Below are 12,170 nucleotides of genomic sequence, written 5' to 3' on the forward strand. Positions count from 1 at the left end.
TTATTATCTGAATTCCCGTAATGGCGTGGGCAGTTACACAGAATTATTTACAGGCTCGTTTGGTAATGAGTTTTGGTTGTGGCACCACATTTATTTATTACTTTTTACGACCTTGCGCCTTTGTTTGTGCAGCTGCCACAGACCCCAAGTTGGTTACCAGTTGAAAACCGTGTTGAATCAACGCTTGTCGCGCAATCTCAGCTCGACGACCCGAGCGACAATAAAGCTGAATTGGCTCTTGCTTGCTGATCCCCAGTTTGGTCACTTCCGGCACTACCTGCTGATAGTCGATATGGGTTGCCCCAGGCACATGTTCAGCCGAGTATTCCTCAGCGGTCCGCACATCAATCAACCACTCTTTGGCCGACACATTCAGGCTACTCAACAAAGCGCCGATCAGTAACCAGGTACGTATCCACATATATACCTCCTTTATTTCCTATAGATTTTGGTATCAATGCAATGGAATATTCCGTGTCGCTCACGCTCTGGCCATTTATTCAACACAGGTGCCAAAGCGCCCCTTCTGCGCCAAATTTGCAATCAGGATCACCAGCCAAGTCATCAAATACAGCGCAAAGATCGGCACCAACCACTGAGGCAACTCCCAGCCGAGAAATGACCACTGCCGTTCGACACAATCGGCATAGGCAGCAAAAAACCAAGGAGCCCACGAATCAAGTGGCAACCAGGCTGGAAAATCAGGAAATACACTACAGGTATTAAAAGGGGAAGGATTTACCATATAATCAATATGCCGTAACGAAAGCTGAAACCCTCGGAATGCACTGTAGCCCCAGATCAGGATCCCCAGCCAACGAAACACTCGCTGTTTCGGATTGATCAGAGCAATCAACGCGGCAGCTACCAGTCCCATGGTGGCTATTCGCTCATAAATACACATCACACAGGGAGATAATCCGAGTCCATGTTGAAAGCCCATGGCACCGAGTTCTAGCAAAACAGCAGAGGCCAGCAACAAGATCCAGGATGCACGCTGACGGGAGATCCCTTGCAGATAGGCAATCATAATGAAAGCGCCTCTTGGGATGTGGCGGGCTGTACCTCAATATCGTAACGTGCGCCAACATGCAGCAATTGCACATCGACCTCGGGTAACTGCTGTTGTAAGCGCTCGATCACCGCATCCCCGGTGCAGTGCCCTGGCCTCAGGAAATCAAGCTGACACTGCCGCAAAAAATCCAGGGTATGGGCCAGACGCGGTTCACCCGCATACAACAGATGCAAGCCGCCGATGATCCCCGCGACTTTGTCAATTCCGGTCACTTTACGGATATGCGTAATCGTATTGATGAGTCCAGAATGACAGCACCCCAACACGATCACCAAGCCTAGTGGGGTATTCAGCCATAAGGCCAAGTCATCTTCGATATTGTCGTGAGCAAATCCTTCGGCATCGAGGAAAAAGGGGCCACCGACATCTTCGAGGGGGTCCTGACGCGGGATCTCACCACTGGTTCCCCAATAGGGTGTCAGCATTTGTGCCGTCATAGCCCACAGACGCATCTGGGGCGGGAGATCCCATAACTGAGTCACCACTGACGTTGGCATTCCAATACTACGTACCGGCTTGTGGGGGTGACGACTATAACGCGGCAAAATCACACTCGGATGGGCCATGACCGGACACTGGACACCCATCTGCCAGAGTGTGTCCAAGCCACCGGAATGATCATAGTGGCCATGACTGAGCACCACCATCTTACAGTCGTTTAACTGGATGTCTAGCCGCTCGGCATTGGCAAGCAGTGTTTGACCCGAGCCGGTATCAAACAGCAAGTTCAGCTCGGGTGAATGCAACCAGAGCGCAAAGCCATGTTCAGTCTGTAACTCACCTTGACCATGATTGTCACAAAGCACCGTGATCTGGATTTCAGCAATCATGGGCCATACTCCCATCAGGTGGTGCGATAAACTTGGCAGAGGCACGAGCCAGGCGCTGCTCTCCGGCGATGCACTGTCCGGCAATATGCAACCCAGAGAGTAGCCATGCTTCGAGCTGATAGATGCCCCGCCGCTGCCCAAGTAGCTGGGCACAGATCGTAATAGTCTGACCCACGCAGATCGGTGCCACGAATCGAACCGTCAACTCCGCAGTCAGCGCCTTTATTCCCTGCGTGAATAAACAGTGTGTCATCGCAGCATCGAGTAAGGTGCTGGTCATGCCACCGTGCAACAGTCCGGTGTAGCCCTGATGTTTCGGGCTCACCAGAAAAGGAGCTCGAACGGAGCCATCCAGTTGTTGCGAGAACGCTAGTTCCAAGGAATCCTGATTGTTGTCACGGGAGCCACAAACCATACAGTGAGCATGACTTTGTTTGGCATTGAGATAGGGTGTCATCCATTCCTTCTTAGCGGCAGGCCGATAACCAGACTGCCGCATCGGATCATCAATTAACTGGCTAACTCGTCTACGGCTGCCAGCGCCTGTGTGCCATAGATCACCGCAGGACCGCCGCCCATCAGGATGGCAACATCAATGGTTTCAACCAGTTCCTGCTTACTCGCCCCAGCCTTCAGCGCTGCTGCCACATGGGCCGCGATGCACCCATCACAGCGGGAAGCAATCGCAATTGCCGTTGCCATTAACTCTTTATATTTAATGCTGAGTTCACCTTCGTACATCGCTGCTTTATGCAAAGCTAAAAATGCATTCATGGTATCTGGACTGGCCTTGCGATAAGCCGATCCGAATTGACGTTGTTCCTGATTAATCTCTGTGTAGTTCTTAGCCATAAAGTACCTCGACTAGTTGTTGTTGCAGGTCAAAACGAATCGATAACCATCTGATAGGTCTTATAGCCCCCAGTCAGATTGCGGGCTTGAAACCCGTTTTGTACCAACATGCGATAGGCAACATGTCCGCGCAAACCGACTTGGCAAGCCACCAAAATTTCTTTATCGACGGGCAGCGTATATAAGCGATCCCGTAACTCATCGAGTGGAATATTCAACGCATTCGGAAAGGAGCCTGATACCTCCAGCTCTGGCGGATTTCGAACATCCAGCACAACTTGATCGGAAGCTCCCAGCAGTAGTTCTTCGGTGTGACAAATCGCCTCATCACCATTCATCACATTACTGGCGACCATGCCTGCCTGGTTCACCACATCTCGCGCAGAGCCAAAAGGGGGCGCATACGTCAGTTCCAGGTCTGCCAACTGCTGAACGGTCATGCGGGCACGTTGTGCAACAGCTAAAACATCAATTCGTTTGTCGATACCATCCAAACCAGCAGCCTGGGCCCCTAGGATCTGGCCATCCCTTGGATCAAACAGTAATTTCAAGGTCACTGGGTGAGCACCGGGGTAGTAACTGGCGTGGCTAGCAGCATGCACGTAAATCTTTTCATAGGTCATATTCAAGCGCTTGAGTGTTTTTTCATTCAAGCCTGTACTGCCAATGGCCATGTCAAACAATTTGCAGATCGCTGTGCCTTGTGTCCGGCGATAATGTTCATCGCGACCGAGCATATTGTCCGCAGCAATACGTCCTTGCCGATTAGCGGGCCCTGCCAACGGCACCAGTGCCGCATCGCCGGTAACGAAATTCTCCGTCTCCACCACATCGCCAACCGCATAAATATCCGGTTCAGACGTTTGCATGGCGCTATTTACCTTGATACCGCCCAGAGCACCTAATTCCAGACCAGCTTTTGCGGCCAGTGTCGTTTCAGGTTTTACCCCAATGGCAAGGATGACCATGCCTGTTTGCAACATATCGCCGGAACTCAGCATCAAATCCAGATCATGGGTATGTGTGACGGGTTTGTCATATACAGCGGTCGCTTCAGGCTCGGCAGGATGGAAGTCAGCCACTGAAATGGCCGCCAAACCGGTTTTAAGACGCAAATCGATGCCTTTTTCACACATATGCCGGTGTAACATATTGGCCATTTCACGATCAACCGGAGCCATAACTTGATCGGAGAGCTCCAAAAGGGTTACGTCAATCCCTCTATGGTGCAGTGCTTCAACCATCTCCAACCCAATAAAACCACCCCCGACAACAGTGGCGTGCTTAGGCTTCTCTGCGGCCAGTGCGACCAGGATCTTATCCATATCCGGTATATTGCGCAGACTGTAAACATGATGACTATTAATGCCCGGTATTGGCGGTTTGATCGGTGACGCGCCAGGGCTTAATAACAACTTATCATACGACTCCTGATAGGTTTCCCCCGTCAACGTCTGCCGAACCGTTACGGTTTTATTCTTGGCATCAATGTCTATAACGTCATTAAATACACGAACATCGACATTGAATCTGTTTTTAAAACTATCAGGCGTTTGAAGTAGCAAGGCATCCCGTGACTCTATTTCACCACTGATATGGTACGGCAAACCACAGTTGGCAAAAGAAACAAACTCCCCACGCTCGAGAACTATGATTTCAGCATCTTCTGCCACTCTTCTTGCTCGTGCAGCGGCTGATGCCCCACCGGCGACACCACCGACAATTACAATCTTCGTCATAAAAATTCCTTACGGTACGATCAATTAACAACTTTTATTCAGGTCGACACAATTCAGCATCAAATACAGCTTTTATGGTGCGGACTACCAACCAGGACAATAAAACAGTCAATAAAAACAACAGCACGCCCGATAACGCTTGGAAAAATATATATGATGTCAAATGCGTCATTTTCATGGTGGCAATAGTTAAAGCTGCTAAAGGGAAGGAATAGGCCCAGGAAGAGATGAAAAATGGCACTTTGAGAAATCTAAATATATTCATCGCAAGCAACAGGCCTAGAAACAGCGCCATGTAATAAATAATCCGCGCAAAAACGTCTAGCTCACCCACCATGCCGATATAGGAAATAAATCCTACAGAGGGTGGGGCCAAAAGAATAAACAACATGGGGGTCATACGAGCAGGTAAAGGCTCATGAAAGAACAGTCGGTACATAATGATCGTGAGTAATACGATCCAAAAAACGATCCCGATGCTGAAACAAAACCAGCTCAACTCGGTATAACCCAATTGGCTGCCCGTAATGGGAACAATAATATTACCTACCACAGGAATAAACCAACTTGGGTTCGCATGTGATAATGTGTAATGAGTATGGTGTATCCAGCTGCTCATCACATATAAGGTGAGCGCAATTTGCAAGGCGGAGCCTATCCCCCACAAGGTGGTTGCAACCATAATTTCCTGTTGCCAGACGACTGACAGCAACAGCAGGCTAATAGAAAATGCGGGGAAGAAGTTTATACGGACTGGATGCCTAACTTCCTCAAGGACAGCCCCCGGATAGCGCCATATTTTGATAGCATAAATAATAGAAATGACTGCCATGCTAATTGATGTGACATAAGCCAAACACAGCCATATTGTAGAATTATGAAAAAACAGATTATCAGCACCTTTCCATGCCAATGTAAAACCAGATAACCCCATGATTACGGAAAAGAAAGAAACAGGGAAATATTCAATTCTTGGTGTATCCTGGCCTGACTCATTCAATATTTCATTTGGATTCATTTTAGTCACCACAATTAGGGAGGTGATTCGAAATTACTACATTAGATATCTCTAATGCAATGATTCTTTCACCACAAAGCATCATCATGACGATATAAGCATGCATAAGCTTTTGATTATCCGGCGATTAAAACTAGAAAAACTGTTAATATTCGACATCAAATTTTTATTCGGGCAATAAAAGTCCTGACTGTATATCGAGTAGATATACAGTCAAGTTCACTATTTTTGTCAGAATCGCCTGATGACAATAAAGCCAGTTTTATTACCGTTATTGTTGTTCGTTACCGAAACTCAACGATATCCACTTAGGAGTGACAGCAACGCCCATGGCCTCGACCTTGCACTTGTCCCTGACGGCAGTTTGCTTTTTTGGGGTGATGTTGTTCACTCGACTGGCAACAATGTCCCGCTGATTCGCTCCCCTCGTGTCCTTCGTGCCCGCAACCGCAACCTCCTGACTTCTTCTTCGTCTCGTGATTCAAGGATTGACGACCTTGGCTGGCCTGATTGAGTTGCACCAACCCGCTGGCGACTGGATTACCCAGGTCGCTGGCTAAACGACGCCCGCAGTTAGTCTGGTAGACGGCAAACTGTCGAGCTAACAACTTACCTAACATCTGTTCGCCAATATTGCGCACCACGACTCGGTTAACCTGTTGTTCCGCCAACAGATCGACCATTTCCTGTTTTCCTGCACAATTGGCTGCCAGTGCAGGGTTATCAATGCGATTTATTTCAACGCCTCGTTCATCCAGAAACACCAGGCAATCAGCTTTGGTGAAATGGCTTGCGACCCGATCATCATTCATTGGAATGGCAGTGATCATGTTTTGTATCTCCTTCGTCCTCAAGGTGCATCATGAGCGCCTTGCCCTGAGTCAAACAGTCCACAACCTTGAAACGAGCTGCTTTCAGGACATTGGCGAGTGTCTGCCGGGAAACCCCCATTTCTACTGCCGCTTCTTGCTGCTGCATGCCGAGTAAATCAACCAATCGCAAGGCTTCAAATTCATCATCTTTCAAGCGCACTTGTTCCAATTGACTCATGGGGCGAGCATTCGGCTTGAAGCAACTATCTGCTGGGCGGCCGCAGATGTTGCGTGGGATCTTGGGTCTAGCCATAGGGGCTCCTTATTGGCATATGCTATATATACACCTCGTATATGGCATATGCAATAATTGATTACGGAAATGCAGGGATCTGCCTAATCTGTTAAAAGCACGGTTGTTTCACCACTTGTTACAAGTTAACCATAAACTTCATATGGTTAACTTGATTCATCAAAAGGCATTCACGATCTGCCGATAAAGTCAGGCCTATCATAATGAAGTTTCATGTACAGGGTCTTTAGCTGCAACCAATTGAAATAGATATAAAAAAGGCATCGTTTGTGATCTGATTTTATCGCCAAACAAAATCAACACGCGCGAAGCCTATGACCATTATCAATGCTAATCACTATCTGGAGCAACTCCTGGCTCCCGCCGCACTCGAGCGCATTGCTCGACTCTGCACTGCTGCTGGCCATGGGGGCGACCAGGTCAATGACATTGCCGGTTTACACCGTCATTTCAATGCCTTGCAACTGGTAAACGCGCATCAGGTTTCCTACAAACGGTGTTGTTTCCTAAATCGATACAGCTTGAATGGAACTAATTGAAAACCCAGTGATCTGATCACCACCATCCCCCTCAAGTCTGCATCATGGGTAAAGCGCTTCACCCCATCAACAATTGGCCTCAATACAACAGGTCTCTGATCAACCGTGGCTTTCTCACTTTCTGGGTTGATGCCGTGGCCATGGATAACTGGTTTCACCAAGACCATCACGGAAAACGGGGACGCAGCCAGCTCTACACCGACCAGAGCATCTGTACCTTTCTGATGCTCAAAGGGATTTTCAGCCTCACGCTGCGAGCCACTCAGGGGCTACTCGACTCCCTGTTCGAGCTGATGAATGTGCCGCTGTGTGCCCCGGACTACATAGATGGTCGCCCCGGTTTGCCAAGCCCTCAATCGATGAAAGTGAGTCAGGTGGAGATTGCAGCCATAGATCCGGATTTTGATCGAGGCTACTGCCTCTATCCCTGATGGAATTCGCTGATGGGGACCTCTATCAGCTGTTCGCTCTTACAAAGCCCTGTAGTCCACGGGTTTTCCCCATCACGGTCTGACCTGTCTCGCCATCACGTCATGATTGCCTGTGCAATCGGTTGTTCTTATCGGTATCAGTTACTATTAGAGTCGCTACGCAGTTGGTGTCTCGGGACACTTGTTGGTCTGGCTACCACGCCATAATTAGCTTCATATTCTCTTTCCTGAGCAAGCAATGCCCAGACTATGCGGGCATTCTTGTTGGCGAGCGCCACGGCGGCAACGTTATGATTGCGCCGCCCCATCACCCCGGCTAACCAACTGTTTGCGTGCTACGCCTTGCGCTCCGCTACCCGGAGTACAGCCCGAGCGCCATGGATCAGCAGGGTGCGCAGATAGCTGTCGCCGCGTTTGCTGATCCCCAGCAATGTTTGCTTGCCACCGCTGGAATGTTGGCGTGGTACCAGTCCCAACCACGCCGCCAACTGTCTGCCATTCTTAAAATTTTTTGCGTCTCCGACGGAGGCGAACAAGGCACTCGCGGTGATCAACCACCCCTGCCACGACTACAACGGCGCCGCATTCACAAAATCATCCATGCCACGCGTGATAAAGGCATGCTCGTCGCTTGATGGCCATCTTGCTGTTACATGAAGGACGCACGATCACTGATGTTTATCGCCTTACCGGCTGGCCGTGCCCCGATCTTACCTGTCGCCAAGATTGTCACCTTACTGGTGCTGCTCATGCAGTTTTCTCCGCAAGATTTTGGTTATCAGCACAGCCGCTGGTGTACCGAACTATTGGCTATCAAAATCAATCAGTTAACAGGCCTCAATATGGCAGCCTCCACGCTCCGCCGATGGTTACCTCGTATGGGCATTGTTTGGCGCAGGCCCGCTGTGATGCCGATAATCCGGTGTTTTATGAGGATGAAGTCGATATAGATCTCAATCCCAAATTAGGGGCCGACTGGATGTTCAGATCGCAGCAAAAGCGGGTTGTCACACCGGGACAGAACGCGAAACATTACCAGGCAGGCGTTCTCCATGCAGGCAACGGAAGAGTGCTTTAGGTCAGTGGGATAAAGAAAAACTCATCCCTGTTTATCGCTATGCTGGAAAAGCTGCGTCGCCACTACCGACGAGCCAAAACCATCACGCTTATCCTCGATAACTACATCATTCACAAAAGCCAACAGACCGATCGATGGTTGAAGCAGAACCCCAAGTTTTGCTTGGTATTCCAGCCAGTTTACAGTCCTTGGGTTAATCACATCGAACGGCTGTGGCACAAGTTGCATGAAACTATCACGCGCAATCATCAATGTAGAGGGATGGCTAACCTGCTGGCTCGGGTGATTGGGTGACGTCCCATAACACCAACACTCATAGTGGGGAGGATAGTTCCATCCCCCCACAGCAGAATTATCACCTGAGCAACATTAAAGAAGCATTAGTCTTTTTCAAAATACCTGTTGTCGTACTTCCCACAATGAACTGCCTGATCCGAGAGTGACCGTAAGCCCCCATCACGATAAGCTCACAGCCCGCATCGGTGGCATGCTGACAAATCACTGGCACCACCTCTCCTTGCAGCAGCATTGCTTCAACCCTGATACCCGCACTCTTCAACAACTGTTTGGCTTGTGCCAGCTGGCGCTCGTGCTCATCACTCGGTTCGCCGACCATCACCAAGTCACACTCCAGCCCCTTGAGCAGAGGACTGCTTGCGATCAATTCCAGCACCTTCTTGGTGGTCGGGCTGGCGTCATAGGCAAACAGGAAGCGGCTTGGGGCCTGAAAGCCCGGCTGCACTACCATGATGGGATTAGCCAAGGTACGGATGACGTTCTCGATATTGCTGCCAATCAGTGCGTGGGCATGGGCGGTGCCCTGCTTGCCCATGATCAACATCCGCATACCGGATGAGAGTTCCAGGGTCGTCTCGACCAACTGGCCGTGGCGTTGCAGGGCCTCGACCCCTGACACCCCCAAACCAGCCAGATATTCCTTGCCACTGTCCAGCAGAATGCGCCCCTGTTCATGGGCGAGACGGCTGCGTTGGTGATCCAGCTCGGCGAGCTCCTTGAGCAAATGCTCGCGGCTGCCCAGGCCGATATTGCCGGAGAGATCGGCTTGTCCTTCAAACTCATTTTTTTCCAATACGTGCAGTAGAGTGACAGGTAACCCAGTGTTGGCTGCGGCCCATGCCGCAGCATCACACACAGCTGTCATGGCAGGTGAACCATCGATACAGGCAAAAATGTTTGTCATGGTAAATTCCTTCTTGTGATCAGTGTCCAGCCAGCAGCTTTTCAACTTCTTCCGGTTTATCGTGAACGCCAAAGCGGTCAACGATAGTGGTACTCGCCTCGTTCAAGCCAATCAGCTCAACGTCTGTGCCCTCACGGCGGAACTTGATGACCACCTTGTCCAGTACGGTGACAGCGGTGATATCCCAGAAGTGGGCGTGGGTGAGGTCGATCACCACTTTTTCTACCACTTCCTTGAAATCAAATCCGGCAAAAAACTGTTCGGCACTGGCGAAAAACACCTGGCCCCGAACCTGATAGGTGCGTACCTCGCCATGACGCTCACTGTCACTCTTGACCAGCATGAAGCGAGCAACCTTGTTGGCAAAGAACAAGGAGGCGAGCAGTACCCCGACAAATACCCCGAGCGCCAGGTTATGGGTAGCGACGACCACTGCCACTGTTGCGATCATCACGATATTAGTGGAGAGCGGGTGCTTCTTGAGATTACGAACCGACTCCCAGGAAAACGTCCCGATAGAGACCATGATCATCACGGCTACCAGGGCTGCCATGGGGATCTGGCGGATCCACTCATCCATGAAGACCACCATCAGGATGAGCAGGGTGCCAGCGACAAAGGTGGAGAGGCGGCCACGGCCACCGGATTTGATGTTGATGATGGACTGACCAATCATGGCGCAGCCCGCCATGCCACCCATCAGGCCCGCGCCGATATTCGCGATCCCCTGGCCCTTGCACTCGCGATTGCGGTCGCTGCTGGTATCCGTCAGGTCATCGACAATGGCTGCCGTCATCATGGATTCGAGCAGACCAACCACGGCTAGGCCCGCAGAGTAGGGGAAGATAATCGCCAGCGTCTCCAGATTGAGCGGCACTTCGGGCCACAGGAAGATGGGCAGAGTATCGGGTAGCTCGCCCATATCGCCAACAGTGCGGATATCGATGCCCATGGTGATGGCGACTGCCGTCAGGATCACGATGCAGAGCAGCGGAGAAGGCACTAGCTTGCCCACCACCGGAATAAGCGGGAACAAATAGATGATGCCAAGGCCCGCCGCCGTCATGGCGTAGACCTGCCAGGTGACGTTGGTAAGCTCTGGTAGCTGGGCCATAAAGATGAGGATCGCCAACGCATTGACGAAGCCGGTGACCACGGAACGGGAGACAAACCGCATCAGGCTGCCGAGCTTCAAGTAACCAGCCGCGATCTGGAGTACCCCAGTGAGCAGAGTTGCTGCCAGCAGATATTGCAGGCCGTGCTCTTTGACCAGGGTCACCATCAAGAGCGCCATAGCGCCTGTGGCTGCCGAGATCATGCCTGGACGACCGCCGACAAAAGCGATGACCACTGCGATGCAGAAGGAGGCATATAGGCCGACCTTGGGGTCTACTCCAGCGATGATGGAGAAGGCGATGGCTTCTGGGATCAGCGCCAAGGCCACCACGATTCCGGCTAACAGGTCTCCACGGATGTTGGAGAACCACTCTTGTCTTGCACGTTCCAGCATGGGGGGATTTTCTCGCTTGTTCAGGATCCATAGCGCATCCATCGACTTGGGGGTCAGATGGAGTTCGGGCAGGATCAGATTGTTGTACTGGGATCTAATGGGTGTAAAAAAACGCTCCGGTTGTGACAACCAGAGTCAAGCGGCAGGAGCCGCAGAGGGAGGGGTTAAGGCGGCGTTACAGTCACGCCAGTATGCGACTTGTTCATGGGCTGCGGATGTTAACAGAGAAGCGCTTGCACAGGTAGGGTTATCGTGCCTAGCAAAAACACCTTTTAAATTTTCCGCCCTACAGGGCGAATATAACCACATCTTAACTGAGGTTACATTTCTGTTTTCTGTTTTCTGTTTTCTGTTTTCTGTTTTCTGTTTTCTGTTTTCTGTTTTCTGTTTATATGAATCTAATTTATTACTGAGTGATGGAGCATTGATGTCTTAAGCTAAGTTAAGGAACTTTAATTTATCAGTGCTCTTTAAATTTCATTTATTTAAAAAAATAGCTTATGGGGGGGGTAGTAAAACTGGTTTCTCTTCGCTGCGCAGCAGCGGAATGTTGAAATGGAAAAAATTAATTTATAGCTCTCATAATTAGTAAATGGACAGTTTTCCGAATTTTTCAAGTGGGGGGATGTGAAAAAGTTTGAAAATAATTCTGTTTGGTGGAAATTCACGCCACCGTTGCATCTTTCCACATCTCCCATTGTCTAGGCTTTCTTGTGGGGAAAATCAACAACAATAAATTTTCTTTTTTTGATGCTAAATAGCTGTTCCGAAT

12 protein-coding genes and 4 pseudogenes are annotated in these 12,170 nt (G+C 50.1%); 4 read left to right on the plus strand and 12 right to left on the minus strand.

The window, feature by feature from the left end:
• Window positions 1-97 precede the first annotated feature (97 nt).
• The 9 genes from BN1127_RS02500 to BN1127_RS02535 all read right to left on the minus strand — a co-directional run bounded on the left by BN1127_RS02500 (window position 98) and on the right by BN1127_RS02535 (window position 6,639).
• Complete coding sequence (locus tag BN1127_RS02500) at window positions 98-421, minus strand: rhodanese-like domain-containing protein (RefSeq protein ID WP_042648355.1); 324 nt, start codon at window positions 419-421, stop codon at window positions 98-100.
• A 75-nt stretch (window positions 422-496) separates the two neighbouring features.
• Entirely contained in the window at window positions 497-1,030 is a 534-nt protein-coding gene (gene dsbB / locus BN1127_RS02505; RefSeq protein ID WP_042648356.1) for a disulfide bond formation protein DsbB, read from the minus strand.
• Entirely contained in the window at window positions 1,027-1,905 is an 879-nt protein-coding gene (locus BN1127_RS02510; protein ID WP_048824607.1) for an MBL fold metallo-hydrolase, read from the minus strand. Before BN1127_RS02510 ends, dsbB begins: the two co-directional genes overlap by 4 nt.
• Entirely contained in the window at window positions 1,895-2,362 is a 468-nt protein-coding gene (locus tag BN1127_RS02515; RefSeq protein WP_042648357.1) for a PaaI family thioesterase, read from the minus strand. The genes BN1127_RS02510 and BN1127_RS02515 overlap by 11 nt, the downstream gene beginning before the upstream one ends.
• 53 nt (window positions 2,363-2,415) lie before the next feature.
• The gene (locus BN1127_RS02520) at window positions 2,416-2,757 is read right to left on the minus strand and encodes a carboxymuconolactone decarboxylase family protein (protein WP_042648358.1); all 342 of its coding nucleotides are present in this window, start codon (window positions 2,755-2,757) and stop codon (window positions 2,416-2,418) included.
• Between the two features lie 29 nt (window positions 2,758-2,786).
• Window positions 2,787-4,496: an FAD-dependent oxidoreductase gene (locus BN1127_RS02525; RefSeq protein WP_042648359.1), complete on the minus strand. Its 1,710-nt coding sequence runs from the start codon at window positions 4,494-4,496 to the stop codon at window positions 2,787-2,789.
• Window positions 4,497-4,530: 34 nt separating this feature from the next.
• Entirely contained in the window at window positions 4,531-5,514 is a 984-nt protein-coding gene (locus BN1127_RS02530; RefSeq protein WP_042648360.1) for an SLAC1 anion channel family protein, read from the minus strand.
• A 308-nt stretch (window positions 5,515-5,822) separates the two neighbouring features.
• The gene (locus BN1127_RS21045) at window positions 5,823-6,344 is read right to left on the minus strand and encodes a NifB/NifX family molybdenum-iron cluster-binding protein (RefSeq protein WP_082029939.1); all 522 of its coding nucleotides are present in this window, start codon (window positions 6,342-6,344) and stop codon (window positions 5,823-5,825) included.
• Window positions 6,319-6,639 carry a DUF134 domain-containing protein gene (locus BN1127_RS02535; protein ID WP_042648361.1) on the minus strand — a complete coding sequence of 107 codons (321 nt, stop codon included), beginning with the start codon at window positions 6,637-6,639 and terminating at the stop codon, window positions 6,319-6,321. Before BN1127_RS02535 ends, BN1127_RS21045 begins: the two co-directional genes overlap by 26 nt.
• 314 nt (window positions 6,640-6,953) lie before the next feature.
• Between BN1127_RS02535 and BN1127_RS21050 the strand changes: the two are divergent.
• Together BN1127_RS21050 and BN1127_RS02540 are read left to right on the plus strand one after the other, a co-directional pair.
• Window positions 6,954-7,133 (plus strand): annotated as a pseudogene (locus BN1127_RS21050) (IS4 family transposase); the annotation flags it as partial.
• An 89-nt stretch (window positions 7,134-7,222) separates the two neighbouring features.
• Window positions 7,223-7,501, plus strand: a pseudogene (locus tag BN1127_RS02540) (IS5/IS1182 family transposase); the annotation flags it as partial.
• Window positions 7,502-7,746: 245 nt separating this feature from the next.
• Here BN1127_RS02540 and BN1127_RS02545 read toward each other — a convergent pair.
• Window positions 7,747-8,160 (minus strand): annotated as a pseudogene (locus BN1127_RS02545) (transposase); the annotation flags it as partial.
• Here BN1127_RS02545 and BN1127_RS02550 point away from each other — a divergent pair.
• Window positions 8,116-8,981, plus strand: a pseudogene (locus BN1127_RS02550) (IS630 family transposase). The pseudogenes BN1127_RS02545 and BN1127_RS02550 overlap by 45 nt on opposite strands.
• A gap of 61 nt (window positions 8,982-9,042) precedes the next feature.
• Here BN1127_RS02550 and BN1127_RS02560 read toward each other — a convergent pair.
• Window positions 9,043-9,888 (minus strand): universal stress protein, encoded by an 846-nt coding sequence (locus BN1127_RS02560; protein ID WP_042648363.1) that lies wholly within the window; start codon window positions 9,886-9,888, stop codon window positions 9,043-9,045.
• Window positions 9,889-9,907: 19 nt separating this feature from the next.
• Complete coding sequence (locus BN1127_RS02565; protein ID WP_042648364.1) at window positions 9,908-11,398, minus strand: SulP family inorganic anion transporter; 1,491 nt, start codon at window positions 11,396-11,398, stop codon at window positions 9,908-9,910.
• A gap of 82 nt (window positions 11,399-11,480) precedes the next feature.
• On the opposite strand from BN1127_RS02565, the gene BN1127_RS21980 reads away from it, so the two are divergent.
• The gene (locus BN1127_RS21980) at window positions 11,481-11,834 is read left to right on the plus strand and encodes a hypothetical protein (protein WP_231557426.1); all 354 of its coding nucleotides are present in this window, start codon (window positions 11,481-11,483) and stop codon (window positions 11,832-11,834) included.
• The last annotated feature ends 336 nt before the right edge of the window (window positions 11,835-12,170 follow it).

The organism is Aeromonas media, assembly GCF_000819985.1.
GTDB classification, from domain to species: Bacteria; Pseudomonadota; Gammaproteobacteria; order Enterobacterales; family Aeromonadaceae; genus Aeromonas; species Aeromonas media.

What these genes read in the sequence shown, in the direction of transcription:
- BN1127_RS02560 (WP_042648363.1), bottom strand. Translation starts at nt 9,888, where the DNA reads ATGACAAACATTTTTGCCTGTATCGATGGTTCACCTGCCATGACAGCT.
- BN1127_RS02500 (WP_042648355.1), bottom strand. Translation starts at nt 421, where the DNA reads ATGTGGATACGTACCTGGTTACTGATCGGCGCTTTGTTGAGTAGCCTG.
- BN1127_RS02530 (WP_042648360.1), bottom strand. Translation starts at nt 5,514, where the DNA reads ATGAATCCAAATGAAATATTGAATGAGTCAGGCCAGGATACACCAAGA.
- BN1127_RS02520 (WP_042648358.1), bottom strand. Translation starts at nt 2,757, where the DNA reads ATGGCTAAGAACTACACAGAGATTAATCAGGAACAACGTCAATTCGGA.
- BN1127_RS21045 (WP_082029939.1), bottom strand. Translation starts at nt 6,344, where the DNA reads ATGATCACTGCCATTCCAATGAATGATGATCGGGTCGCAAGCCATTTC.
- BN1127_RS02525 (WP_042648359.1), bottom strand. Translation starts at nt 4,496, where the DNA reads ATGACGAAGATTGTAATTGTCGGTGGTGTCGCCGGTGGGGCATCAGCC.
- BN1127_RS02510 (WP_048824607.1), bottom strand. Translation starts at nt 1,905, where the DNA reads ATGATTGCTGAAATCCAGATCACGGTGCTTTGTGACAATCATGGTCAA.
- dsbB (WP_042648356.1), bottom strand. Translation starts at nt 1,030, where the DNA reads ATGATTGCCTATCTGCAAGGGATCTCCCGTCAGCGTGCATCCTGGATC.
- BN1127_RS02515 (WP_042648357.1), bottom strand. Translation starts at nt 2,362, where the DNA reads ATGACACCCTATCTCAATGCCAAACAAAGTCATGCTCACTGTATGGTT.
- BN1127_RS02535 (WP_042648361.1), bottom strand. Translation starts at nt 6,639, where the DNA reads ATGGCTAGACCCAAGATCCCACGCAACATCTGCGGCCGCCCAGCAGAT.
- BN1127_RS02565 (WP_042648364.1), bottom strand. Translation starts at nt 11,398, where the DNA reads ATGCTGGAACGTGCAAGACAAGAGTGGTTCTCCAACATCCGTGGAGAC.